The sequence below is a fragment of the Nitrosovibrio sp. Nv6 genome, from assembly GCF_900110495.1.
In the GTDB taxonomy this organism is placed as follows: Bacteria; Pseudomonadota; Gammaproteobacteria; order Burkholderiales; family Nitrosomonadaceae; genus Nitrosospira.
Map to the genome: position 1 here is coordinate 424520 of NZ_FODX01000001.1, position 26971 is coordinate 451490.

Consider the following 26971-nt stretch of genomic DNA (forward strand, 5'->3'; position numbering starts at 1 on the left):
CTCCATTATGCCAAACGGGACTGAAAGCAACTCAAACGGACGAAGCTTCTTCAGGCTTCAAGCCGTGGAAACGGGACGACATGAGTCTTTCAAGCAGACCCTTGAGGGCGAATACGCCTTTCGCATCGACCGCGGCGCCAATCCGCCCTTGGACACCTACAATGCCGCGACCAGGGAATTGCAGGGTATCATCCAGGCTTGCCTTGACGATGACAAGTCGCTGCGGGCGCACGGCAGTTTGTGGTCATTGAGTACGGTAGCTGTCACGGATGGCCGCCTCATCGACAACACAGCACTACGACTGGCATTCGAAGTGCCGCAGGCACTGGCTGACCCCTCTTATTCCGGCGATTCCGCAAAGCTGCGCTTCGTCGAATGCGGCAACTCGGTTGCGGCGCTCAACGACTATCTCTTTGCCGCCGGCCTATCGATCAAGGGCTGCGGTTCCAACAACGGCCAGACCATTGCCGGTGCGCTTTCGACGGGAACCCATGGAGGCGCCTACCTGTTCGGCGCCATGCAGGAAATGGTTGTCGGATTGCACCTCATCACCGGACCGGACAAGCACGTCTATCTGGAACGGAAGTCCGCTCCTGTCATGCAATCTGCCTTTGCAGAGAGCATAGGCGCCGAATTCATCCGGGACGACACATTGTTCAACGCGGCACTGGTGAATTTCGGCTCCTTCGGGATCATACACGGCATCATGATCGAGACGCGGACCCTGTTCGCCCTTAATGCTGTCCGGTTCAGATTCCCTTATGGTGACACGCTCAAGGCGGCGATCACTGCATGCGATCCCATGCTGATTCCTCTGCCGCCGAAGGCCAGTGGCATATCCCGCGACAATCCCTACCACTTCGAAATTTTCTTCAATCCCAACGAAGGTACGCCGCCTGCCGAAGCTATTGTTCTTCTCATGTACGAGACTCGTTATGATCCCGACACTTATGTTGCTCCGGAATGGAATGCCGGCGAACCGGGCCTCGGCGCATCGGGGCTGGATATCATGGGGGCGCTGGTGGGCAGGATTCCCAGTCCCTTGAACTGGCTGGCCGTGCCATTGCTGAACAGTCAGGTGAATCAGGAGTTCGCGCCCTATTTCAGGACGGCGATCATCCGCGACCTCTTCCGCGGCGAGAAGACCCTGGGCAAGACGCTGGCCTGCGGGGTGGGCATGCCCGTCTCGCGGGCGGTAGAAGCAATGGAAATCGCCTTCGGGATTTATAAGGAGGCAAACAGCGTTCTGCCGCTTATACTCTCGCACCGTTTCGTCAAGGGCACAAAAGCGCTGCTCGGATTCACCCGCTTCGATACCACGGCGGTTATGGAGATGGATGCGGTAAATACCCCTGAAACTCGCGCATTCTTCAACAGGGTCTGGGAAGCGCTCGATGCAGTCGGCATTCCTTTTACCCTGCACTGGGGTAAATACAACTCTTTTCTTACGCCGGAACGCGTGCGAGACCGCTACGGCGATGCCGCCGTGGATCAATGGCTCACCAGTCGCGAGACGCTGCTGGAAAGCGCGGCAGTACGCCGGATCTTCAACAACGACTTCACCGTGAGCGTAGGGTTGGCAAACTGAATAACAGGAACCATAGCGTTCGGGCGAGATGTAGAGCCAATGGGAAGGTCATTGCAAGATATGGAACCCGAGCGTCATTAGCAGTAGAGCGTGACCGGCAGAACTCCGGTTCCCTGATTCCCTGATTCCCTGATTCCCTGAGACAACTGCCCCATCAGGCAAAAATCTGCTTGACCGTGGCTCTTATAATACCGGCCGAATCGGAATCGCCCTTCATGACCGCCAATGCATACGCCCTTGCTTGTTCCAGGGTGACATGCGGTGGCAGCGGGGGTACATCCGGATCGGTGCAGGCCTCGAGCACCACCGGTCGGTCCGCGCTCAACGCAAAATCCCAGGCGCTGCCAAGATCTTCGGGACGGTCGACCCGTATACCGTGCAAGCCGATCAGCTTTGCATAATCCGCGTAAGGAAAGTCGGGCACGTCTTGTGCCTCGTTGAATTTCGGGTCTCCCTCTGTTGCCCGCTGTTCCCACGTCACCATATTCAAATCGCGGTTATTCAGAACCATTACGATAAGCCGCGGATCGCCCCAATCATGCCAATATTTTCCGATGGTGATGAGTTCATTCATGCCATTCATCTGCATCGCGCCATCCCCTACCATGGCTATTACCACCCGGTCCGGGTAGGCAAATTTGGCTGCGATTGCATAGGGCACTCCCGATCCCATAGTGGCCAGCCCGCCCGAAAGCGACGCCATCATACCCTGACGGATCTTCAGATCCCGCGCATACCAGAAAGCCGAAGAACCCGAATCGCCAGTCAGGATGCAATTATCCGGAAGCCGCGGCGACAGTTCCCAGAATACTCTCTGCGGATTGATAGGGTTGGCCGGTTTCATGGCGCGCGCTTCAATGGTTTTCCACCATTCCGCAACATTGCTTTCTATCTGGTTGCGCCAGGTACGGTCTTCCTTCTTTTTCAATAGCGGAATCAGTAGCTTCAAAGTTTCCGCGCTGTCCCCGACAAGATTCACTTCCATGGGATAGCGGATGCTGATCATTCGGCCGTCAATGTCAATTTGTACGCCGCGCGCCTTCCCTTCCTCCGGCAGAAACTCTGAATAGGGGAAACTGGATCCAACCATCAAAAGCGTATCGCATGACGTCATCATCTCGTAGCTCGGCCTGGTACCCAGCATTCCAATGGCGCCGGTTACATATGGCAGGTCGTCGGGGACAACGGCTTTGCCCAGCAAAGCCTTCGCGATGCCGGCACCGAGCAGATTGGCTACCTGAATGACCTCGTTTGTGGCGTCCAATGCTCCGGCGCCAGCCAGGATAGCGACTTTCGAGCCGGCGTTAAGCACGTCCGCTGCCCGTTGCAAATCCTCTGCCCGAGGTACGATCCGCGGCGCCGTATATCCGGTTCCCGAATGTACGGTGCCGTGCTCATGAGGCGGCTTTTCGAAATCCATTTCCTGAATGTCGTTGGGTACAATTACGCAGCAGACATTCCGCTCAACCTGCGCGATTCGAATGGCGCGGTCCAGGACATGGCGAACCTGCGCTGGCGTAGTCACGACATGCACGTATTCGTGCGCCACATCCTTGAATAGTGAGACGAGATCGACTTCCTGCTGGTAGCTCCCTCCCAGTGCGGAACGTTTCTGTTGTCCGACAATGGCAACCACGGGCTGGTGGTCTAGCTTCGCATCATAGAGACCATTGAGCAGATGAATTGCACCTGGCCCCGAAGTCGCCAGACAAACGCCTACTTCGCCGGTGAATTTCGCATGTGCGCAAGCCATGAATGCCGACATCTCTTCGTGCCTTACCTGCACGAAATCGAGCTTATCCGAAGCACGATTTATCGCCCCCATAATGCCATTGATGCCGTCACCCGGAAGGCCGAAGATGCGCTTGATTCCCCATTCGGATAAACGGCGGACCAGAAAATCACTGACGTTTTCTTTCATGACCGGGCTCCTGGCTAATGGGACGCTACCCCAAAAACCAAAGTATTACTCGCCCAGTCCTGAACTACCGTGCGGTAAGGTACGTAAACAGACTTTTATAGCCGACCCAACCTGTAGCCGGAGATTCTGTGGAAGTGCCTTCATTTTTTGGACAACCGAATCACGCGGCAGCGGTTTGGTTGCCATGCAGGCATCATGCGAAAGGAAATATTTTTGAAGGCATATGCTTCGCTTCAACTATTAGATATGAGCAACACTTACCACGCGCGGATCGTCGGCAAACTCCAGCAGTAGCCGCCGCACACGATCCTGCCAGGCATCGGCAAACGCACTGCGCTGCGTATCGTCCGCGCGATCCTGCAGGATAGCCATCAAACGTAGTCCCTGTGCAGGATCGCCCGGCACGGAGGAAACATCGAGTTTCACTGCCACGCTCGCGCCGCTATCAAGGCGCTTGAAAGTGATAGCGTCTCCTTCGCGGCGCTCCGCAAAGCTGAGCAACCCCTTGCGCCGGAAACGCCCCTGGATGCCATGAAAGCCGTTTTCAGCGGCGGCGCCCGTCAGCAGCGTCAGCACCTGGGCCATGACGCCCGTCGTACCCTCGTCTTCGGGCGCAGGCATATGTACGGCGATGGCGCCGCGCTCAGCGGGTTCATCCGGATAAAGCGCTGCCAGCGCGGCACGTCCCACCAGAAAGGCGCCTGCGACAGTGGGACAGGAATGCCCCGCAAGCCGCACCGCATCAAGATAGCGGTATTCGAAAACGCCTCCGTGCGCTGCGCCAAGCATAGCCGCAAACGGGTCATGAGTACGTACCACCGGAGCCTGATCATAAAAATCGGGAAAATTCACAAGCATCTCCTTTAAAAGTTGGATCAAGCTGGACCACCGTCACGTATTGGCGTCGGCGGCATCGGTGTGGGTATGAGTATCGGTATTCGCAACACAGGGGTGCGACTGCAGCTGCGGAAAAAATGCGCGTTCCTCGTACCGTACGTGTGCGCGGAGAAGATCGGCGAATCTGCGCAGGCGCTCTGCCGGTTCAAGCTGGCAGGGACCTGCCCCCAGCATCCGCAACTCGGCGTGCTCGGTGAGAATACGTTCCACCGATACCGAATCGAGAGTGCCCTTCGCGACCTGTATCAGCCGTTCCTCCTGTTCGAAGTGCACGGCCAACAGCATATGCCAATGCCTCTCAACGCGCTCAACCGCAGCAGACAAGACGGCCGCGTCATTACTACTGGCAGCGCGTCGTGCGTCCCGCGCCATTACCAGCGAGGTGTGATGTTCGCGCGACAACGAGAGCAATGCACCTATCCGGGGCATTTCACCTCGTGATGATAAAAATTGACCATCAGAGTGTCAGGCCGGGGTTGTTCATTGCCTCATCGTTTTCAACGCCTCCGCCCACTTGTATAGCTCGTTCAGCAACGATACGGCCGAATTTTGGTGATGATCGTCCGGCATGAAGTTTTGGCTATCATCGAAGAGGCCAGAAACATTCTGCACCGAGACAGCTTCCATCATTGGCATCATTTTCAGCGTGGTCAACGTGAGTTTTTGTACGAAGGCTGAACGCATGCCGCCCGAGACTCCGCCATAACTCACGATCCCTGCGGGCTTGTAGTTCCATTCCTTGTAAACATAGTTGAGTGCATTCAAAAGGGAAGGCGGAGGCCCGAAATTGTATTCAGGCGTCACGAACACGTAGGCGTCCGCCGCGTTCACGCTGGCGGCCCACTTCTTCGTATGTGCGTGCTGGTAGTTCTGCCGGATGGGATGCTCCGGTTCATCGTATACCGGAAGATGGAAGTCAGCGAGGTCGACCAGCACCGCGTCAAACTTTTCATGCTGCACTGCGAGCTCATGAAACCACTTGGCCACAGGAGGCCCCACGCGGCCCGGCCGCGTACTGCAGATGATAATATGAAGTTTAAGAGTCATATTTTTCCTTTATTTGAATACTCTGCTTTCAAATCGAATAAAACTGCAAAAACTCAGGATGCGAGTTGAATGATCGGTTTAATGGTAATGCCCTTCTCGCTGTCTTCAGCCGCCTGGTTGATCTGTTCCAGGCTGTAGAATTTCACCAGCTTGTCGAACGGAAAACGCCCCTGTCTATAAAGCTCGACAAGAGCGGGGATGAAGATATCCGGCATGCTGTCGCCTTCGATAATTCCGATGATGCGCTTGCCCGTCGTCATCACCCCATTCACGTCGAAACCTGCCTCGGTGCCGAGAGCGGGCGCGCCGACAATGCCGCAGGTCCCGCGGATTGCCAGCGCATCAATGGCCTGCCGTAGCACCGCTGGCCGTCCGCTGGATTCAAGCGTGAAATCGGCCCCGCCACCGGTAATCTGGCGAACCGCTTCGACAGGGTCAGTCTCTTTGCTGTTCACAGTATGGGTCGCCCCAAGTTCTTTAGCCAGCTCGAGCCGGGACGGCACCACGTCCGCGGCAATAATAATGGCGGCCCCCGCCACGCGCGCCGCCATCACGGCGCTCAGTCCCACCGCACCTCCGCCGAACGCGGCGAAACTGCTGCCGGGCTTGACCTTCAGCGCGTTCATCACGGCCCCCGCACCGGTTTGAATGCCGCAGCCGAGTGGGCCCAGCAGTTCCAGCGGCACATCCTTGGGCACCTTGATCACGTTGCGCTCGTGAGCAAGCGCATAGGTGCCGAATGAGGATTGCCCAAAGAAATGATCATGAATTGGCCCACTCGTGTCCCGGGTGGCCGTACTCCCGTCTTCACGGGCGCCCCCGAAATTAAGCGGATAGAAATTTTCGCAATAGGTCAGATCGCCGCGCAGGCAGGGTTTGCAGTGGCCGCACCACATATAGGTCAGCACGACGTGGTCGCCTACCGCCACTTTCTTCACGCTGCCGCCAGTTTGCTCCACCACGCCAGAACCTTCATGCCCGAGTACAACAGGCAAAGGCACGTCGTAGAGTTGGTCGCGCGCCACCATGTCGGTGTGGCACATCCCAGTCGCAACTACCCGCACCAGCACCTCATCGGGAAGCGGTTCATTCAGATTGAGTATTTCAATCTGGAATGGGCCGCCCTTCTGTCGAATTGTCGCCGCTTTGATTTCTCTCATCATCAGGTTCCAATATTTATTGGACTACTCATCGAAAAATGGTCTTCGTCGATAATGGGCTCGTTGTGGCAGGTATTGAGGTGTTGCCAGGGTCCGCGGCGCAGCATTCAGCGTACAATCCACGACCGATAACGGAATCAGGTATTATATCCGCATAACAGAAGCACGACGGGGATGCCCTTATTCGCAAATCCCGCCGTCGACCTCCTTCAACCCCTTCTGTTACCGGATGCCCGATTTTCCCGGTGCAAGGATTCCATTGGGATCCAGGGCGTCTTTGAGAGTCTTGTTGACTTTGCGCTGCACCGGGCCGTACGTATCGGCCACTTTGTCCATAAAGGCGGTGTTCACGCGATAGATTCCGTATCCCTGAGCTGAAAACGTGGTTACCAGTTCATCGAAGCATCTGTGTGCCGCCTTCATCTGCTCCGGGTCTGTCTTATCGTACAACACATCGACGACATGATGCATATCGCGCATACCGACAATAAATTCGCCAGAATAATCCAGTCCATGCTTGCCCAGGATCTGCTTGGTCAAGGCCATTTGTTTGAGCGTTTCGCTCCCGCGCGCCTGAGAGACCGGTGCAAACCACATCGAGCCGCCACCACCGCGCCAGTTGTACAAGGAAAATTCCTTGAGCGTCATATCTCCACGCATGAGGGCGGCGCGATAGGCAAAAGCGGGATCGCCGGCTGACTCCTTCTCGGTCAGAATCTTCCCCTTGCCGGACTTGCCAAACGCCTGCGTCACGATGTTCCAGTTCACATCGACCTGTTCCTGCGTGCCGTAGAGGGCCGCGTATACGTTCCAGATTCCCAGGTTATGATCTTTTGTGATTTTACGCACGGCCGCATCGGGGATCGAGCCAGGCCCGGTTACATAGTCGCTGCGCCGGGCCTTGGTCGGCGCTTCATACAAGGCATGAGCGATAACGACGGCGTTGGGGATAATACCGTTGATGCGCAACGGCCGGATCGTTTCCACGATCTCCACGATGTCTCCCTCATCCTGGTATTGTATGACAAACGGCTTGAACACCGGCGGCGCGGGCATGAGCCAGAAACCGAATTTAGTAACAATGCCATAATTGGATTGGGTAAAAATTCCATCCAGATAGGGGCCGTATCCCCATTTGAAAACCTGCCACGTGTTGGAATTCGGCATCGAGCCCATCGCGGTACGCAGCACTTCGCCGTTCGCGAGCACGACCTCCATGCCGCAGGCGAACAGGAAATGCTCCCCATAAGGTGTGTAGCCAACCCCGCGATCCAGCGTATTGCCGACCGGTCCGGCAATCGCTGACGGGGCTGGCATCGACAGCCACAAGCCCAGCTTATGTTCGGCAATGTAGTCGTAGAGCTGTTTGTAAGTAACACCTGGCTCGACGAGCGCATACGCGAGGTCCTTATCAACTTCCAGAATGCGATTCATGCGCTTTAGATCGAGCACGATCTGGCCGTGCTCAGCCGGTGCAGCGGAGCCGTAGCCCAGGTTTTTTCCCGTTGAGATGGGCCAGATCGGCACTTTATACTGGTTGCAGATACCCACAATCTTCTGGATCTGTTCCACTGTTGTGGCCATCAGTGCCGCAGAGGGAGTATGGTCAGAGTCCGGCACCGGCATCATTGTCTTGATATAAGGTGCAAGCTGTTCCGCACTCGTAAGCACGGCTGCCTCGCCGAGAGCAGCGCGAAACTCTTTTATCGCGGCGTCAAAAGTCCGCTCGGATACGCCCTTGGGCAGTGCAATATATTTACTGGCCATCGTTTGTTCTCCTGGGCACTACGCTAAATCAATTACGAATGAGGTGAGCCGCTCCGCCGGGACGACCGGCTCCCTCCGTCTCCCGATAGCCGGCCGATGCACGAAAGCGCGGGCGGAGCAGGGTTCCCCAAGCGCACCCGCGCCAAGCGCCGCGGCCATGACAGCGTATCCTACCGATTCCACCCAGCCCGCGGATTGCGATGACCCATCTCCCCTCCGTGCGGATGCGGTTGCTTTACGCGCAGGTGTCTCCTGTGAAACAGGCACCCATGCTCCTGCCGGGTTCCAGCCAAGCGATTTACACCCGTCCGAGGGTGAAAGGCCGGAACAGTGGAGATGGATTGCATCCAATCCGTCGAGCCGATAGGTCAGGTAGTCCGGCGCAAACTTGCCTGCCGTTGTGCTGTCAGCCTGTGCCTGCTCGGCGGCATGCTCTCCGGAAAAAAAGTTTTCCACGATAGAAAAATCGCTCTGATTGGTGATGAGTTGCAATGCAAGAATACCCGCCGCGCTATGCAGCGGCGACGCCGCTGCCCATACGTGTCGAAGCTCGGGAATATCCTGCGTCCAGTCGCTGCCCGAAGAAACATGTGAGCCCAGCAAGAGGAGCTTGGCACAGGCGTTGCGCGCCAACTCCGTGAAAACCGCAGCGCTGCCATCATCCATAACGGCGATCCACCGTGTATCGCGGGATTTCTCCAGCAATCGTGCGACTTCCTCATAATCAGTGAGCAGACCGCCTTTCAACTTTACCACCTCCGGGGCGCTGTACCCTGCTGCCCCACCCTCCTTGACCATGTGTTTGACATGGGCGGCATAGGCTGTGCGAATACCGGCAGCAAACGCCGCATCCACGCGCGTGTTCCCAAGCAGCAATCCCAACCTCCCGGCTCCGCCGCCGGTTGCGTTGTTCGCATATACCCCCGGAGGGATACCCAGCGCCAGCAGCGTGCCGCTCGTCAGTACGCCTTTCATGAGATTACGTCGGTTAACGTCCATTGATCAGCCTCCCCTCGCGCTTGCCGGTCCCTACCGGCTGATTCAGTTCTTCGAGATATATTCAGCCAGTTTTGTCAGTGACTCATCGTCGATTTCCGACGCGCGAAACGCCGGCATTGCCCGGTTTCCGTTTCGCACCACAGCACGGATATATGCGAGAGGAAGCTGACGGTTACGAATCGGTGGCCCGACCTGAGTGTCATGGCAGTAGCCGCAAACCTTGGCATAAACCTCGGCGCCATCCTTCCATTCAAACCCACGGGCGTGGGAGTCCTCAGGCGCCGCCCGCGCAATGCCAGCCACCATCCCGGCCGCAAGGATCATTGCAAGCGCGAAACCCGATGCAGCAACTCGTGATTTTGCTTCCATAATGCTCCTCCGGAGAGATACATACTGAAAACAGAGCCATGCGCTCGCACGCCTCATCTCTTGAATAGCATGCGCCGTTACGCACGAGATTCTTGATGAGCTTTGTACTTTATATAGCGGCGCAACTGAAAAAGCAACAGATCGACATCAAGGCGTCCAGCCATACAGGCTGGTCAGACCATCGTACCAGTGGATTTACGCAGCCATCCCGGTGAATGCCTGAAGGACGTCGCACCATCACCGCGGGCCCTATGAACCGAAGCCGGATCATATGGACGATAGCTGGCGATTATGACAAGGGTAAGGGACTGCCACATAATACCTGAACAAAATAGGATGTCCTCTTCTGTGGCGTCGAACCTCCGAAGAGCATCTGCCTGCTGGCAGGACCAGCATCAGCAGCAGGCAGAATTATGGCGTAGCGCGAACAGTACTCACCAGGATTTGTTCATGGCGAGGCGAAGAACGGATGCAGGTCAGACCAACTGGGAATAGCATCAACGAATGCTTGGCAATTTCCAGGCTGTTGCGTGGAGGGCCACGCATCCACAACCGTTTTAATCATCTTTTTTGATCTTGATGCGGTTATGGACTTTGGTAACACCTTCGACAGCTTTGGCAATGGACACGGCATTTTCCGCTTCGGCTCGGTTATCGGCGGTACCGCTCAGGACGACCACGCCATCCTTGTCCGTATCGACCTTCACATCCATTGCGCTGACGCGCTTGTCCTGGGCGAATTTTGCCTTTATTTTCGTGGTTATTATTGAATCGCTGACAAACTCTCCGACGCTGAAGGGTTCTTCGTCTGCGGAATAGCTTGCGACAGGCGCGAACAACAGGCCACTCACAAGAATAGCTGCTGCGAATTTGGTAATTTTCATGACTTCTCCTTTAAAGGTTCGAAGTCGTATATTCGCTCAACAGCTCTTTCTCGTCTGTTCGCTCCCCCACATACCGAGATGCACGTGCCGTTTTTTATCTTGATAACCGGTTGCCGATCATCCATGGTCTGAAACTATTCTGGGTCTTGTGTAGCGTGGGGAGCGGAGAGCGGCTCGCGGAACCAGAACACTCTTGAATTGATATCGGTAATTACTTAGAACTTCCAGCTTAAATTTGCACGTACACCGTTATCGACAATGTTGTGCAGAACCTGGCCATTGTAATAAATGCCGAGCGTGGCAGTCTTGATGATATGCATATCGAGACCCGCGGACATCACTACCGCATCGCCAGCAATTGGCACGCCAGCAGTGGCGAAAGATGAGCCACCGGTGAAGGCGAAAGTCGAGAGCGGAGTCCTGTTGCCGAATGCATGGCGCCAGCCGAGCATACCGCGCAATGTTGTGGTCATCCTGCCGATGCTTGAGAATGTTTTCGCCGCATTAAGGCCCACTGTCGTATAAGCGGTGCCCTGATTATCCTTTGAACTGCGTAAGGCTGCAGGTCCTCCACGTTCCTGGTAGCTGTTTGCGTCAAGGTTGACATAAGCAATCCGTGCAAACGGTTCGAGCGATATGACATTAAAGGGAAGACCGTAACCCACCTCCCCGAATACTTGGGTGGTATGGGCGGTATAGTTCGCTTTGGCATGATCCGAAAAACCGGCAAAGGTAATGTCCCGGTTGGTGTCGAGATCGTGCCACGCATACGCTGAGCCAAGGCGCAGGCCGAGCGGACCCCACTGCGTGGCTCCATAAAGCGAAACATGGTAGTTATCGCTCGAACTCGTCGAAAGCTGATTAACGTTGTAAAAGCTGTGGCTGTAGCCGGTGGCGATACCAAGGAGGAATTTATCGGCAATCAGCACGTCCCCACCGAGAAAGACCCCGCCAATATTGCGCCCTATCCGGGTCGCGTTTCCGTCACCGTCGCGGTGCCCGAAAGAGCCAAAAGCGCGGCTCCAGAAAGCGCGCCCCGTGACGGAACTCTGCTGTAACGTCTGCCCTGACAGATCCGATGTCGGCGTGCCAGCCGAGCCGAAAGCTTGCCGCATCCTGTCAGAGACGGCCTCCCGGACAAAGCGGCTATCCTCGATCATTACCCCTTTCACACTTGCATGGCCTTCCCCGGAAAGCTTATTGAAAGCGCGCCGCGCACTCTCCTGGTCGGGCAAGTCCACGATAGCGCTGTAGATCGGATTGCCGGGACCCAGACTCTCCGCACCACTTCCGCCCGCGCATTGGTTGCGAGTACCGGCGATATCGCAAAAGCGCAGTACATCAAGATAAACATGGTTCGGATCGTAGGCAAGCCCGAGATTAATGCGAGGCAAACCCTGGGTCAATGTGTCGAACCGGCCGGTGAGACCATCAGCAGCTGTCAGAATGGTGTACCGACTGCCCGGTGCGTAAGCACCGCTAGCGGCGATAACGGAAACAGTTCCTCCCTGAATATCTGCCGAGCCCGTGGCGATAATCCGATCGCTGACGCCATTTGGCGCAATTTCTACCTCATAGGTCGAACCGGCGAGCTGAACGTAACTGCCATTGACTGTCAGGGTTCCGATCGATTTTCCAGGCGCTATCGTACCAGCTATGGCTGTCGTTCCCGTCCCACCATTTGCGCCAATATCGCCGCCACCTTGCAAGCGGCCGCCTGCCAGCACATCCAGCGTTCCACCCAGTTCCCCGTTTAGCACGAGAGTACCGGCATTCACTGATGTATGCCCATTAAAGCTACTTGAATCGCCTGTTAATGTCAGCACGCCTGCGCCGGTTTTATTCAGTGCGCCTGAACCGGAAATCACACCACCGTAGCTGATGCTGTCAGAACGATTAAAGGTCAGAATTCCGCTGTTGCTCACATTGCCCGAGATACTGCCAAGCGTCCCGCCATTGCCAATCTGTAGTGTTCCCGCTGTAATTGTCGTGCCCCCTACATAGGTATTGGCGCCGGTCAGAATGAGCGCGCCTGATCCGGTCTTATTCAGATTGCCGCCGCCGCTTATCGCTCCGCTCACCAGCAAATCCGTATCGGTTTGGAATCTGTCACTGGCGGTGTTGAGCGTTACACTGCGGCCCGTCGAAAACGCCGCCGTGTTCGCCAACGTGCCCCCATTCAGAATGAGGGGACTCGACGCAGCGCCGAGGTTCGCGTCTGAACTTATCGATAGCGTGCCGGAAGTCACAACCGTACCGCCGGTATAGGTATTGGCGCCAGTCAATTCCAGCAACGCCGTGTTGGTACCGACAACATTAAGTCCACCTGTTCCCGACAAAACACCGTTGATCCGGGCATGACCGCTGCTGGCGCCGCCCTCAATCTGGATAGTGCGGAGCCCGCCGCCAAGATCGATTCCATTCTGGAAATCGAGCATTGCATTGTTGGATGTGCCGAGGATAAGGCGATTGCCGTTGGGCACAAAACCACCGCTCGCCCAAGTCAGCGTAGTACCCGCACCGCCGATATCGACGATACGATCGGTATCCGAAGATTGGAAACCGCCATCACCGGTCCATTGCACTTGCCCGGCTCCTGTGCCGAGATTTCGCGTAAAGTCGCCCGAAGCGGCCGTCAGCTCAATTGACCCGCCCGTACCAACCGCGCCATTGAACACCAGGTTGCTGCCGGACGAGAGCGCCCCCCCACTGCCCAGCTGCAGGATGCCCTGAGTCACGGTGGTCGCGCCCGTGTAGCTATTGTTTCCTGATAGTGTCATGCGGCCCATGCCGTTTCTCGTCAATGAAAGCACGTTGATGCCCGTGTTGGCCAGATCTCCCGCCAGCGTGCCACTTATGCCGTTCAAATCAAGAATGGTCGATGCGGTCAGCGTCGGAGAACTGTTCCAGGTAGTCCCCTCTCCTCCTTGCACGCCTACCGTGCTACCCATCAATGTGTAATCGTGGGTAAGATCCGTATTGAAATAGAAAGTTGAATTCTTGTTCAATACCAGGTCCGACGCCGCCTTCGAGGTACCGAGAGCGTTAGCGTGATCCACGCGCAGGGTTCCCGCGACGACAGTGATGACGCCGCCGAAACCCAGGTTATCAGCAGCCAGAACCAGCATACCCGCCCCGTCTTTTAACAAGCCATCGCTGCCGCCAAGCACTGAGTTGATTATCGCCAGCGGCGCGTTGACGGTGACAGTGGGGTTGGCGCCGCCAAGCGTCAGCGTGCTGTCATTGATGATATATCCGCTCGTGCTGAATGTAAGATTGTACGCAGCAATTGGCATGGCCAGCGTCACGCTGCCCGCTGTTCCATCGAAGATCGCATTGTCGAACGCAGGATTTTGCCACGCTTGAAAGGTCGTGCCGTTGGACCAACTTGGAGAACTTGTGTCCCAGGTTCCGCTGCCGCCGTTCCCTACTGCGGCGCCATCGGCATCCCAGGTGAGATTCTGCTGGGCGTAAACAAGCGGCATTAAAGCCGGAGCTGCCAACAATGTTACGATGATTCTCATATGAAGAGAAACGGGATTTCTGCTTTTTGTCATATCTCTAGCAGCCTATTTTTACCAAGCATTATTCAGCTTTTCCCGTTGCAAGGCTGATAAAAACTGATGCGTTTGATTAAGCTGGCCGCTTACAGAGCATATTTTTCCGGCGACGACCGAGTATGATTCCGCCAAAGCCGATGGCCAGCAGTGCAATAGTCCCCGGTTCGGGAACATCAGCCGTAATTGGTGGTTGCGAGGGTATTGGCGCTGCTACGGTCTTTTGAATCTGATAGGAACCTTCAATGCCTTTTTTCAGGTAACCCCCCATTTCCCCCATGTAGTTATTGGCATAGTGAGTTACCCCGAGAAAATAGTTGCCAGCGTCGAGTTCCATCGAAAGCAGGGAATGGCTATACCATACGCCACTGTTATCATTAAAATCATCGTTAAATAAGAGTAAGCCGCCTGATTCGTTGAAAAGCGACAGCATGGTGTCGAAATCGGAACCTGTTGTATCTGCCTGGAAGAAGCCGCCTTCCCATTCGAAGCCGTAGACATCGGCTCCATCGCTTGCGTGAATAGCACCGATTATGGTTGCCGTATCCCAGGAAATATAGTTAGCGGTTTCGGCTGTAGTCCCTGCGTCGTCCACTTCGAGGTACAGGCTTGCATAAGCAGGATAAGCGCCTGCCAGGACAACCGCCGACGCGAGCGCTGAGCAAAATTTTCCAAATGCTGAAATGAAATTCATCATATCCCTCTTCAAAATAATAATATGTAACCTGGATACAAAACGACTTGCCTTGCAACCAGGTGTAGCATTTTTCTTTTTCGCTCCTGTTTCACGATCAGGAAACCTTCGGTTGTTACCGGGCTGATCGCTCGATCGATAACAGCTTAGCGAAGAATGCATCATACGCATTTGAAGACGCAGGCCAATTGGACTAAAGTACACCTCAGGGACACATATTTCGATGGGGCGTAGAGGTACTTCCCGCCACCCTCGGCCGAGCCTCGCCATCTTTGTTGTTGCTAGTGCCTTCCGGTATAAACTAGCGCAGACCGCAGTACCGCTTTGCAGAGATCGGAAAATTGAATACGAACCGGTGTAAAGGTCAAACTTGGGCGTATCCCCTGGAGCACAGGCAGGGAACTTACCTCTATGTTTGATGCAGACTTGCGGAGCTGGACGGTGCAGCGCTGGAAATAATTGGGGAAAGGAATTTAACGGTAAAAAAGCGCCGTGACCCCCTGTTAAATATTACAGATCCATGATTAAAGGAGCAGCACTTGCGCTTCTCCTACCCGTCCCCTGATTAACTTCGGCATGTGGGCAAAAGGTCTGCCTGTGGTCAGGAAGCGGCGCTACTCATAAAACCCGTTTCCGACGGCGATTGAGCATGAATCCGGCAAAGCCGATGACAAGCAGTGTCATGGTTGTCGGTTCCGGAACCTCGGCAATGATTTGCGGTTGATCGGGTAGCGGCATCGCTACAGTTTTTTGAATTTGATAGGATCCTTCAATGCCTTCTTCCCGGTAATATCTCATTTCTCGATGGTAGTTATTGGGATAGTAAGTTATCCCGAGAAAATAGTTGCCAGCGTCGAGTTCCATTGAAACTTGGGAATAGAACGCGCCCCCACCCAGGTCGTCGTTGAAGGCAAGCAAATTGCCTGTGTAATCGAAAAGCGACAGCATGGTATCGAAATCTGAACCGTCGGTATTTGCAAAAAAGAACCCGCCTGCCCATTCAAAACCATAGACATCCGCACCATCGCTTGCATGAATCGCGCCAGATATTGTTGCCGTATCCCAGGAAATATAGTTAGCGGTTTCGGCTGTAGTCCCTGCGTCGTCCACTTCGAGGTACAGGCTTGCATAAGCAGGATAAGCGCCTGCCAGGACAACCGCCGACGCGAGCGCTGAGCAAAATTTTCCAAATGCTGAAATGAAATTCATCATATCCCTCTTCAAAATAATAATATGTAGCCTGGATACAAAACGATTTGTCTTGCAACCAGGTGTAGCATTTTTCTTTTTCGCTCCTGTTTCACGATCAGGAAACCTTCGGTTGTTACCGGGCTGATCGCTCGATCGATAACAGCTTAGCGAAGAATGCATCATACGCATTTGAAGACGCAGGCCAATTGGACTAAAGTACACCCTAAACGGCTTTTGAAGGGGCTTCAGAGCGTGTGGTTACGAGATAGAAGCATGCGGAAAATAAAATTTCTGCGTGGAACATGGAAGGGAGTTCTCTGACGGATCGAAAACCCGGTGAGAGAAGAGCAATGAAACCTGCGGTCAAGAGCTGGTCGCGAAAATGGGAAATCGGGTCTCACAAATAACAGGCCAGAGCAGGCCCATATGGGGTAAAGTGTGTCAAACTGGACGCGTTTCGTTTGCTCGCTGGCCATATGGAGCTTATGACCGTTCCAGTACTTAAGGTATTCACCATCCTTCTGCCGGAACCGGCCATCAACTCGTTCGCCCGGGGAAAAGCGCCGAAGTTTTAGCGGTAAGCTCTACACATTAAACGTTACACGCTTGATGAGGTGGATATCGACGAACTGATCGTGCGCCTATCACCTATTTCGACGGGGCGGAACGATAACTTCCAGTACTATGCCCCAGACAAACCATATTCGATCTCTGGTTAGAGCCTCGCGGGATAAACCGAGAGATCCGGTACACCCACCTCAGGGCCTCAGTGAAGCCTTGCGGCGCCCGAATAACGCGCGAGGAGTCCAGCCGCATCCATCCCTGCCCTGCTGGCCATATGTATCCCAGCCTGGATGTCGATACTATCGGAGGACGGATGCAGAACAAGGAGGTGGAAGTGATGGGCAATCGCCGCCTGGGTGGCGGAATCCGGAAGCCGACGGCGTCTGGTAGTAAGCCATGACAAAACAGCCAGCAATAGCCTGACCGAAGGTCTGTCATGTTTTGATCTTGAATTTTGCACTGAATTTTCCGTGGGGAGCAATGCTGGTTTTGTCATGTTGGAGTAAAAACTCAATCCTTTCGGTAACATTAACTATAATGAGAATGATTGTCAATACTATTTACCGTTGTGATTGGGGGACTTGCTCAGTGTAACTCAAGAAAACACCTCGACTATGGCTCCCGCTGCAAAAGACCGATCCAGGTTTTCCTCAGTCGTAGCCGGTTCCTTATCAAGCCGTCCATCGCGATCCGTTAATACCGATCGAGCGGAGCGGGCCCCGAATCCGGGTGTTCGTTTCTGGCATCGTGGTGAGGTTCGGTTCCGGTAACCGATTTCGCTTCCTCATGCGTTTCCTGTTTCTTATTAGATCGATTTTCTATTTTTTCTTCCGCTCTGTTCCCATGAGTCTCTTCGCTCACGAGAACGCTTTCGTCCGATTCGTCGGGTGATTGCTCCTGAACGTTATTGTCCTTCAATTCATCATCGTTGGTTTTCGGCGGATTGTTCATTGATAACCCCTGCAAAAGTTGCGTATCGGCAATAGCGCCAACTTTATTTTCCTGAATCAGGGCTACTCGTTCAGTGCGATAGCGCACAACACACATGGCTCAATTGCCGCCTCCGGAAGAGTAGAGGGAAAGAAAACAGGATCACTCCCTCAGTTGAATGACGGACGCTCCTCTGACAAATGCTTTCTCCTTTAATTTTGTTCCTGATTTTTCCTGAAATAGGCTTTTTATGTCTGGTAGCGAACAGAAGCTTCACGCCCCACACCCCCATTATTGCCGAGTCAGCGTTTTATTGACGAGCTGACCATTCTGTAACACATCATATTAAGGAGAAGAATCAATGAAAAATTTACTCATATTAACAATTGCCCTGATGCTCCCTGCGTTTACCGCTACGGCCCAAACGGGGGATAAGAAAGGTGATCTCAATGACGCTGAAATTGCCCACATTGTGGTTACCGCCAACAACGTAGATATTGAAGCCGGTAATCTTGCAAAGAAAAAAGCATCTCATGAGGATGTCAAGGCGTATGCCCATCGAATGGTTGCCGACCATACCGACGTCAACCAGCAAGCGAAGGACCTGGTAAAAAAACTCAATGTGACACCCAAGGATAACAAGATCAGTCAGAGCCTGAAGGATGACGGCAAGGCGAATCTCGATAAATTGAAAGAGCTGAGCGGCAAGGAATTCGATGCAGCCTATATCGACGGCGAAATAGCCCTTCATAAAAAGGTAATCGATGTGGCCGACAACAAGCTGGTGCCCAACGTCAAGAACGAGGAGCTGAAAGCCTTACTGATCAAGGTACGCCCAGCGTTCGTTTCGCACCTGGAACACGCCCAGAAAATCCAGCCCACAATCGGCGATAAGTAATAAAGCAAATTACGGCAGGATCCTGCTCTGCTGAGGATTTCCGTGTCCCATGCGGCAAATCTTCAGGGTGGAGTGGAATGTTGCGCAGCCATACGCAGCATTCTCCTCCCTAAGGGCGCATTCGTATCATGCGTAAATCCAAAAATTATCATCAATCTCAAGTATGGCCGCGTTTACAAGCTCATCCGGAAAAACCTGGCGAATTTTCCATGCTGATAATGGAAAACAATTTCATCTACGCGAAGAAATCATAGAACAGATCCTTGTCCCGCTTACAGCCGATTCATTTTTTATTCCGCCAACAGGTATAGCGCATATGTTTTTTTTCGTACCCGCTTTGAACGTTGAAACGACTCTACAGGGTCTGGCGCATTCGGAGGTGGGATGACTGAAGTTCAGGCAGAGCCAATTTACGAATTGCACGCTAAGAGGAACCGTTACCACCAGCGCGACAGTCATCAACTTTATCGTAGCCAATAACCGTGTACTTCGAGTACTGGAGACATCAGCTGGAAACAATTGCGAAACCGGATGCGAGGCAGCGTCAGCATTTTATCTCTGGTCGCGCCTCGCCATTGGTTAAGATAAAATCAGTACCCTCCTCCGCCGCCGGACTGCCCGGATCCTCCTCCCTGGGTTCCCCCTCCTTGACCAGCAGGTCTATCATATGGCTTATCATATGAGGGGCCTCCTTGGCGGGGGGTAGAGCCGTCTGGTTTTTTCCGATAATCACGTTCACCTGAAGTGGCTCCCTGCCCGGATGAGGGCTGCCCTGCACTGGGGGCCGCCTTTTTATCAATCGGGCCGCCATGACCGGACATATCGCCAAACTCTCCAGTCTGGTCCCCAGCGCCAGCCGCATGAGCCACACCAGCAGCGCTAAAAATGATCACGCTTGCAAGCACTAAGGACCGCGCAGCCTTTTTCAATACGAAAGTATTTTTCATGATAATTCCCTATATTAATCCAGCGAAATTGCTGAATTGCCAATGCTACCCAAATTGCTCTGTCGTTCCGTACGTTGACGCACAGAGATAAATAACCAAACTCTGCCAATTTCTGGAGGTGAAGATGCAGGGACGGCTACCTCATTTTCGGAATATCCACCACAAATTACGTTACAGAAAACCACCGGACTGATGCCGCCAAAGCTTGGCATACTGGCCACCCTGCCCGAGAAGCTCCTCGTGCGTGCCTTCCTCGACGATACGCCCGTCCTTCAGCACGAGCAGACGGTCCAGGCAGGCGATGGTGGATAGCCGGTGCGCGATCGCAATCACCGTCTTGCCTTCCATCAGCCCGATCAACTGGTCCTGAATTGCAAGCTCCACTTCACTATCGAGCGCGGAGGTCGCTTCGTCCAGTATCAGGATCGGAGCATTTTTGAGCACGACGCGGGCAATTGCGATGCGCTGTCTCTGGCCGCCGCTGAGCTTTACACCGCGTTCGCCTACATGCGCTTCATAGCCGGTACGCCCTTGCCAATCCGTCTGGCTCAGAATGAACTCATGCGCATGCGCGCGCCGTGCAGCCGCTTCAATCTGCGCCTGGGTTGCTCCCGGAGTGCCATAGGCAATGTTTTCGGCAATGGAACGATGCAGCAGGGATGTATCCTGTGCAACGACGCCAATAGAACGGCGCAGACTCTCCTGGGTCACTTCCCGGATATCCTGCCCATCGATCCGGATACCGCCTGCCTCGATCTCATGAAAGCGCAGCAACAGGTTGATCAACTTGGATTTGCCGGCCCCCGAGCTCCCGATCAATCCCACGCGTTCACCAGGGCGAATAATGCAATTGAGGTCGTCCAGTACCTTGCGGCCATCATTGCGGCCAAACGTAAAAGTCAGCCTCTCAAAGCGGATTTCGCCGCGTACTTCGCTTGAGTCCAGATTCCGCGCCGCAGGCTTGTCGGCCGATGCATTTGCCACGGCAATGGTTTGCATCCCTTCCTGCACCACCCCCATGTGTTCAAAAGCCCGGTTCAGTTCCCAGCTGACCCATCCGGCCGCATTGACGATCGTCCAGGCGAGCGGTACCGCCATCGCCACAGCGCCTGCGTCAAGCACTCCCTGCGACCACAGCATAATCCCCGTAGCAGTTGTACCTGCCAAAAGGAGGGCATTCAGCACAGATAACGTGGTGCTGAATTTCGTGATCATGCGCATGTGCGCAGCGATCGCTGTCGTGTGGTGGTCGATTGCCTCGCGCACGTACGCATCTTCGTCGCTGGCACGCGAGAACAGCTTGACTGTGAGGATGTTGGTGTAACTGTCCACAACTCGGCCCATTACAGCCGAACGGGTTCGCTGCTACTCCTGGCCAGATCCCGCATTCGCGGCACGAAGTATCGCAGGAAAAATATGTAGGCGATAAACCATAATGCGGTTGGAACAGCCAACCGCCAGTCCGCCTCGCTCATCAGCCACAGCGACGAGATGCCAAATACCCCGATGTACCAGATTGCATGAATGCTCGAAACCACACATTCGCGCACAGCATCGCCCATATGCATCACGCGATTTGCAATTCGACCGGCAAAGTCATTCTGGAAGAGCGACCAACTCTGCCGTATAACGTGCCAGTGGCTCTGCCAGCGAATCATGCTGGTCACCCCCGGCACAACCGCGTTATGACGGACGAGACTATCGATAAGGATAGCCAGGGGCCTGCCGACCAGCACCAGCAGCGCCATCCCGACCAGCATGGATGTCGCATCCCGCAATGCGGCAGCACGTGCAGTCGCCTCCATGACTTCGACAAGACGCCCTATAAAAACAGGAATCAGCGTATCGATAAGCGCTACTGCAAGGCCAGTGGCGAATAATGCGCCGTACAGGCCTTTTGTCTGGCTGATGAAATGCCAGTAAAATGCCGCCAAACCAGGGGGCGGGGATTTTTTGGGGACGATAGTGGGCCGAACGCGCTGCTCAAAATAAGCGAACATGGTAAAACCTCTGAGTTAAAAGAAGGCGCATGGGGTCTGATTAGCGATCAGCCATGCGAATTGGAGTCAATTCCGCCTTGGCACAAATACATGGGCTGAGGCGTTGTTTGGTTGGGTACAAGGGTGCAGGAATTTCTTTTTTCATGGGATTGTGCAGGGTGAGCAAGATAACCTGACGCGTAACCCCGCAATGGGTGAAATTCAAGCACTTTTCCATTCCTGTTTCAGCAATTGCGGATTTTTTGCATGCGCTGCCGCGGACTCGTGTGGCCTCGATACGATATAAGGATCAAGTGCATCACAAGTTCTGGTAGACGATGGTCCGCCTTCATCCTTTTCCGGTTCATATGAATTATTTTCCGCCACTTGTTGAATTATCCTGTGCAGGCACGATTGTCCGGTAAACCGATGCGCGCGCACATCTACCGGCTTTGAGGAACTGATCGAGGTGAAGAAACGCGGGTGCTGCCAGCGACACCTTGGATAAAGTCATCGGCTAGGGGTTGCCGTTGGCGGATGCCTTATATTTGGCTGGAATTTGAGTTGACTGGGTCGGCGCGCGCCATAAACACGCTTGCCCATGACGGGTCGGCGGAAACAGGGAAACCCAATAAAAACATGAGCATATCAGCTAAAGTCAATACGAATTCCACATGCCCAGCACTATAAGTAAGCGCGGTAAATTACTGCGTGCTGAATGGACAAGAATTGATGCAGCTTCTCCGCTCCATTTTCAAGCGTCGTGGGCTCGACGGAGAACGGGAACCCGGAGTGAAGGTGGGCAAGAAACGGGGCCACGGATTATTCTTCTCCGAGATCCCCTTTTTTGTTGAGGCGTTTTGGCTAACTGGCTGGTTTTTCCCACGCGCTGATGAGCTTGCATATTACTGAGCGCCGTAGTGCTCTTAATAACTGCCCAATGCAGCACCATACAAACGGCAGGTCATTCATTTAACGCGGAAAAAGTACCTCCGAAGAAAATCCAGGAAGAAAAAAGGTGAAACGTTTCACCCTTTTTCCTCCCATTCTACTTAATGGTTTTTGTGGCTTTGGCTGCCCGCCTTGGCATGCTGACCGGATGAGCCTCCGCGGTTTGAAGATGAACCACCTTTTCCACCGCCATGAGACGCTTCGCCGCCTTTTCGACCAGCTTCGCGAGCTTCTTCAGAATCAAACTCATGTGCGGTTCCTTTTTCATGAGCTGCTTTTCCACCTTTGCTCGCGATTTCTCTCTGTTTAGCCTGATCCATCGACGCGAAACCACGTTTGCTGTCGCCACCACTGCTTTTTGATGAAGGCATGTTTATCTCCTGATACGTAAAAAATATTAAGAAATTCCCGCTGACATCCCGCTTACACTCGAACCCGTGTCGCAAGGCGCTTTGGGAAGCCTTATCTCTGCTATAAAGCTGAGACGTGACTTCATCTTAGTAAGCATACTTGTTCTTTTATGTACGGCGGCACACATATACCCGAAAAATTCATTCATATGTATTATTACACCTGAATAAAAACGAATGCTTGAACGGCCTCCTTATCATCAATATTTACAGAGATACTTGACCATGCGCACATCCTGACTCTCCAGGCTCGTATAACGTGCCTTGGGGATGAAGTGGCGGTATGTCTTCCTGTTGACTGCTCCCGCGTTTTGCGGACAACTTGTCGCCAAGGCTCGGCATGAGCTTGGATATCGCGGTATTGATTACCGCCATCGCGCCAACTTTCACATCGCGCCCGCCTTCAGTGGCTGCTCTCAGTATCGCTTCAGCGACTTGCTCGGGATTGATCAACGGCTGGGGTAATTTCGGTTCCCTACTCATATAATTCCTGGCATGTTGGGGGAAAGGCGTATTAACGGCAGATGGTTGAATCAGCGTAATCGAAACCGGCGCCATGTCGAAATCTTCGATCTCTACGCGGAGCGCGTCGGTAAATCCTTTAACAGCATGCTTGGAGGCGGAATACATACCCTGTAGAGGTACAATAGCTTCAGATACTTCGCTACCCACATTGATTAGCGCGCCGCCATGCTTCTTCAGGTGGGGCAAAGCTGCGAGTGAACCGTTAACCATGCCCCAAAAGTTGGTATCGAAAAGACGCCGACTGTCCGCTTCGCTCACTTCATCCATGCGACTATAGATTGATACACCTGCATTATTGATCCAGGTATCGACACGGCCAAAGTGATCGATGGCCTCACGAGCTGCAGCCCGCATTTTTTCTCGATCAGCCACGTCGGCAACCACATGAATAGCTTCACCGCCACTACTCGCGATCTGCGCCACCAGACTCTTGAGCGCCCCCGGGCTGCGTGCGATAAGGACCAGCTTGGCGCCGCGCTCAGCGGCAAGATTTGCCGTAGCAAGACCGATACCGCTTGATGCGCCTGTAATAATCATGACTTGCTGATTTATGGGCTTAAGAGAAGCAGACATGGCCCTCTCCCTGATAAGAACATAACATTGGAAAACGACAGATTTCGAGTCCTGATCAAAGATTAGGAGTAATCTTTTGTTGCGACTGTGCAGAAACGCACATACGGGTGTTCACAGGGATTTCGACGAGGCCAGTGGCGACGCATTACCCGATAGCATCCATCGATACCGGGATCCGCGCGTTGACGAGGAGTCCGCCTCATGCTTGCCATAAAGACAAGCACGAGTTGCGGGACTCTTGCTGTTGTCAAAAAATAGCCTGGAGTAAAATAGCTCAGAGTAGCTCTGGGTAGCTCAGGAACCTGCTCCGTCCTGCATCGTGGCTATCAGATCCTTCAGGATCTTGAAATTCACCGGCTTGGTGAGGTGATGATCAAAGCCACTTTCATGCGAAAGCCGACGGTCTTTTTCCTGACCCCAGCCCGTCAGCGCGATCAGCTTGATATCGTTGAATTGCGGCTGGTCACGAATGCGGCGCGCCACTTCATTACCATCCATGCCCGGCATTCCAATATCCATCAGGATTATGTTGGGCTGGTAAACGGGAATTGCCGCAAGTGCCGCGGGTCCGCTGTCGGCAGCTTCCACATGGAGACCTATCGACTGAAGCAGCATGGATAGGACTTCGGCCGCGTCTTGGTTATCATCGACCACCAATACGCGCAACCCGAGCGGCGCGGTAACCGTTTTCTCCGGTTCGGGAATTCTACCCTGCGCGGTTGTTTCCGACAAAGGCAGCCGCACAATAAATTCGCTGCCCTTATCCTTTCCCTCGCTTGTCGCTTCAACAGTGCCGCCGTGCATTTGGACGAGGCGATAGACCAGGTTGAGTCCGATGCCCAGCCCCTCCTGCGTCCCAACACCATTGCGCCGCTCCTGGGCAAAGATATCGAACAGACGAGGCAGCATTCCCGGCAGAATTCCTATGCCGTTGTCGCGCACGGATACAACAGCGCTATCGGCTTCATGACGCGCAGCGAGCCAGATATGCCCCGCTTTTCGGGTATACCGGGCTGCATTGTTGAGCAGATTCGTGAACACTTGCTCAAGACGTATGGCATCGCCGTAAACGATCAAAGGTGTCTCGGGGATGAAAACGCTCAGTTGTTGTTTCTTCTCATCAATCTGCGCCCTGCTCGCCTCGACAGCGTTGCGCAGCACGACAGCAAGATCCGTCGCGGATTGCCGTAATTCGACCTTTCCGCTGGTAATGCGCGAGATCTCAAGTAAATCGTCCACCAGGCGGATCATGTAGTTGACTTGCCGGTTGATGACCGGCAGCAGATGGGAAACAGCGGTGGCGCCCTCGGGGCGGGCGATAAGCGCCAGTGCGTTGGCAATTGGCGCAAGCGGATTACGCAGCTCATGTGCGAGCGTAGCTAAAAACTCATCCTTGCGGCGGTCGGCTTCCAGCAAAGCTGTTTCCGCATTGACCGCTTCGGTAATATCTATCGACATGCCGACATGTCCCGCATACTCGTTAGTAGCCGTGAACCAGGGCAGTGCATACGACTTCAGCCAGCGCCATTCTCCGTCGCGAGTCTTGACCCGGGCTCGATGCTGAAAGTGGGAGCGGTCTTTCAACGCCTGCTCGAACGCCGCCAGATACCCGGGTTTATCCTCCCGGTGAAGAATCGAAGCCCATCCGGAAGGGACCAGTTCTTCCAAGGTCATTCCGATCATATCCACAACCCTTTGGTTGATATAGACCAGATTGCTCTGCGCATCCACCTGCCAGGTCAGCGCGGGGGAAGCTTCCGCCACAGCGCGAAATCTTGCCTCGCTCTCGCGCAGGCTCTGCTCGGCGCGTTTGCGTTCGGTTATGTCGATAATGTACCCAACGCCTTCCGTCTCGTTGAGTTGCGTCACAGCGATCAACGCCCACCATCGCGAGCCGTCCTTGCGAAATAACTCCTTCTCATAAGGGGTAGCGCGTCCCGTTGCCTTAAGTTCCTCGTCTGCCCTCAAAGTGGTTGCCATCCACTCGGGCGGCGTCAGTTCATCACATCGCAACATGCGCTTGTGCTCATCTTCACCGCTGAAGCCGCTCATCTTCAGAAAGGCATCGTTGGCTTCAGTAATCTGGCCTTCCCTATTCAGGAAAATCACACCGACAGTATCGATCTCGAGCGCACGCCGGAAGCGTTTCTCGGTCTCGCGCAACGCTTCCTCTGCTTTTTCGCGTTTTTTTACGTGTTCGGTAACGTCGACCCCATGCCCCAAGACGCGCTGGCAGGTGCCATCCTCCTCTGAGAGCGGGAGATAGATAATGTCGATAAAGCGCTCTTCCGGCGGGTGGTCAGGATCAGGAGTTACTGTCATCGGTAGCTCGAATCCCATGAATGGCTTGCCTGTTGCCATAACCTCCGCAAGCTGGCGCCGGTAACTATCTCCTGCCACCGAGGGAAGCGCTTCAAATATCGGGCGGCCCAAAAGTTCCCGTTGGCCGACCAGCCGATAATAGGCATCGTTCGCAAGCTCAAAGACAAATTCAGGACCGTGAAGCACATGCAGAAAAGATGGCGCGTTACGAAAGACTTCTTCCAGTAGTTGAGTGCGTTTGGCTTGAAGTTCTTCCTTGAGCCGGTTGCATTCTGCTTCCCATACGCGTTCCCTGATTATTTCTGTTGTCTCGTTTACGGTCACGAGCACGCCCGACACACCCGTTTCAGCGCCGCCATCAACCTCTCCCGGAATAGGGCTGTAGGTGAGCTTGAAAAAGGCCTCTTCGGGAGTCCCGGTGCGGTTAATGATCAGCGGCTTGTCGTTAAAAACAAAAGACTCCCGTCGCTGCATAACGCCCTCGCAGATGGGCGCAAGAAAACACCACACCTCCGGCCAGCAATCCGCGACCGGCTGCCCCAAGCCTCCGGGGTGCTTTGCGCCCATCAGATCACGGTAACTATCGTTATAGATCTGCACGAGCTTTGGTCCCCAAAGCAGTAGGACAGCCGACGGCATCGACAGTATGGTGTTGAGCATAAATTGAAGATTGGGCGGCCATGTCGAGACGGGCCCCAGACCAGACTCAGTCCAGTCATGGAAGAAAATCAGCTCGCCCATTTCACTATCGCGCAGCCAGTTCGGCATTTCAGCCGGATTCATGGGTATCTGGTCCCC

Annotated in this window: 22 protein-coding genes; 2 read left to right on the forward strand and 20 right to left on the reverse strand. The window is 54.2% G+C overall.

Going from position 1 to position 26971, the window contains the following annotated elements; all coding sequences use genetic code 11:
- Positions 1–7: 7 nt before the first annotated feature.
- Positions 8–1588 carry an FAD-binding protein gene (locus BMX66_RS02115; RefSeq protein WP_090877910.1) on the forward strand — a complete coding sequence of 527 codons (1581 nt, stop codon included), beginning with the start codon at positions 8–10 and terminating at the stop codon, positions 1586–1588.
- Between the two features lie 154 nt (positions 1589–1742).
- Here BMX66_RS02115 and BMX66_RS02120 read toward each other — a convergent pair whose 3' ends face one another.
- The 14 genes from BMX66_RS02120 to BMX66_RS02180 form a co-directional block, all read right to left on the reverse strand.
- Positions 1743–3509 (reverse strand): thiamine pyrophosphate-requiring protein, encoded by a 1767-nt coding sequence (locus BMX66_RS02120; protein WP_090877912.1) that lies wholly within the window; start codon positions 3507–3509, stop codon positions 1743–1745.
- Positions 3510–3749: 240 nt separating this feature from the next.
- Positions 3750–4367, reverse strand: a complete 618-nt coding sequence (locus BMX66_RS02125) for a hypothetical protein (protein WP_255398837.1) — start codon at positions 4365–4367, stop codon at positions 3750–3752.
- Positions 4368–4400: 33 nt separating this feature from the next.
- Positions 4401–4835 carry a hypothetical protein gene (locus tag BMX66_RS02130; RefSeq protein ID WP_090877916.1) on the reverse strand — a complete coding sequence of 145 codons (435 nt, stop codon included), beginning with the start codon at positions 4833–4835 and terminating at the stop codon, positions 4401–4403.
- 51 nt (positions 4836–4886) lie between these two features.
- A complete protein-coding gene (locus tag BMX66_RS02135; RefSeq protein WP_090877918.1) occupies positions 4887–5453 on the reverse strand; it encodes an NADPH-dependent FMN reductase in 567 nt (188 codons plus the stop codon).
- 53 nt (positions 5454–5506) lie between these two features.
- Positions 5507–6613 (reverse strand): NAD(P)-dependent alcohol dehydrogenase, encoded by a 1107-nt coding sequence (locus tag BMX66_RS02140; protein ID WP_090877920.1) that lies wholly within the window; start codon positions 6611–6613, stop codon positions 5507–5509.
- Between the two features lie 222 nt (positions 6614–6835).
- Positions 6836–8380 carry an FAD-binding oxidoreductase gene (locus BMX66_RS02145; protein ID WP_090877922.1) on the reverse strand — a complete coding sequence of 515 codons (1545 nt, stop codon included), beginning with the start codon at positions 8378–8380 and terminating at the stop codon, positions 6836–6838.
- An 18-nt stretch (positions 8381–8398) separates the two neighbouring features.
- Positions 8399–9379 (reverse strand): hypothetical protein, encoded by a 981-nt coding sequence (locus BMX66_RS02150; RefSeq protein ID WP_143058179.1) that lies wholly within the window; start codon positions 9377–9379, stop codon positions 8399–8401.
- 42 nt (positions 9380–9421) lie between these two features.
- Entirely contained in the window at positions 9422–9748 is a 327-nt protein-coding gene (locus BMX66_RS02155) for a c-type cytochrome (RefSeq protein WP_255398766.1), read from the reverse strand.
- 557 nt (positions 9749–10305) lie between these two features.
- Entirely contained in the window at positions 10306–10632 is a 327-nt protein-coding gene (locus BMX66_RS02160; RefSeq protein WP_090877926.1) for a BON domain-containing protein, read from the reverse strand.
- A gap of 215 nt (positions 10633–10847) precedes the next feature.
- The gene (locus BMX66_RS02165; protein ID WP_158593363.1) at positions 10848–14117 is read right to left on the reverse strand and encodes an autotransporter outer membrane beta-barrel domain-containing protein; all 3270 of its coding nucleotides are present in this window, start codon (positions 14115–14117) and stop codon (positions 10848–10850) included.
- Positions 14118–14265: 148 nt separating this feature from the next.
- Positions 14266–15153 (reverse strand): DVUA0089 family protein, encoded by an 888-nt coding sequence (locus tag BMX66_RS02170; RefSeq protein ID WP_090877931.1) that lies wholly within the window; start codon positions 15151–15153, stop codon positions 14266–14268.
- A 348-nt stretch (positions 15154–15501) separates the two neighbouring features.
- A complete protein-coding gene (locus BMX66_RS02175) occupies positions 15502–16095 on the reverse strand; it encodes a DVUA0089 family protein (protein ID WP_158593365.1) in 594 nt (197 codons plus the stop codon).
- Between the two features lie 745 nt (positions 16096–16840).
- Positions 16841–17098, reverse strand: a complete 258-nt coding sequence (locus BMX66_RS15260; protein WP_143058180.1) for a hypothetical protein — start codon at positions 17096–17098, stop codon at positions 16841–16843.
- A gap of 233 nt (positions 17099–17331) precedes the next feature.
- A complete protein-coding gene (locus tag BMX66_RS02180) occupies positions 17332–17685 on the reverse strand; it encodes a hypothetical protein (protein ID WP_090877936.1) in 354 nt (117 codons plus the stop codon).
- A 244-nt stretch (positions 17686–17929) separates the two neighbouring features.
- Between BMX66_RS02180 and BMX66_RS02185 the strand changes: the two genes are divergently transcribed.
- Positions 17930–18466: a DUF4142 domain-containing protein gene (locus tag BMX66_RS02185; protein ID WP_090877938.1), complete on the forward strand. Its 537-nt coding sequence runs from the start codon at positions 17930–17932 to the stop codon at positions 18464–18466.
- Between the two features lie 544 nt (positions 18467–19010).
- Here BMX66_RS02185 and BMX66_RS02195 read toward each other — a convergent pair.
- From BMX66_RS02195 to BMX66_RS02220, 6 genes are all read right to left on the reverse strand, one after another.
- Positions 19011–19328 carry a hypothetical protein gene (locus BMX66_RS02195; protein WP_090877942.1) on the reverse strand — a complete coding sequence of 106 codons (318 nt, stop codon included), beginning with the start codon at positions 19326–19328 and terminating at the stop codon, positions 19011–19013.
- 256 nt (positions 19329–19584) lie between these two features.
- On the reverse strand, positions 19585–20757 hold the full coding sequence (locus BMX66_RS15760) for an ABC transporter ATP-binding protein (RefSeq protein WP_199679255.1): 1173 nt from the start codon (positions 20755–20757) through the stop codon (positions 19585–19587).
- A complete protein-coding gene (locus tag BMX66_RS15765) occupies positions 20757–21413 on the reverse strand; it encodes an ABC transporter ATP-binding protein (protein ID WP_199679256.1) in 657 nt (218 codons plus the stop codon). The genes BMX66_RS15760 and BMX66_RS15765 overlap by 1 nt, the downstream gene beginning before the upstream one ends.
- 1031 nt (positions 21414–22444) lie before the next feature.
- Positions 22445–22714: a KGG domain-containing protein gene (locus BMX66_RS02210; RefSeq protein WP_090877946.1), complete on the reverse strand. Its 270-nt coding sequence runs from the start codon at positions 22712–22714 to the stop codon at positions 22445–22447.
- A gap of 246 nt (positions 22715–22960) precedes the next feature.
- Positions 22961–23851 (reverse strand): SDR family oxidoreductase, encoded by an 891-nt coding sequence (locus tag BMX66_RS02215; RefSeq protein WP_090877948.1) that lies wholly within the window; start codon positions 23849–23851, stop codon positions 22961–22963.
- Positions 23852–24145: 294 nt separating this feature from the next.
- Positions 24146–26956, reverse strand: coding sequence for a hybrid sensor histidine kinase/response regulator (locus tag BMX66_RS02220; protein WP_090877950.1), 2811 nt, complete (start codon positions 26954–26956; stop codon positions 24146–24148).
- Positions 26957–26971 lie beyond the last annotated feature (15 nt).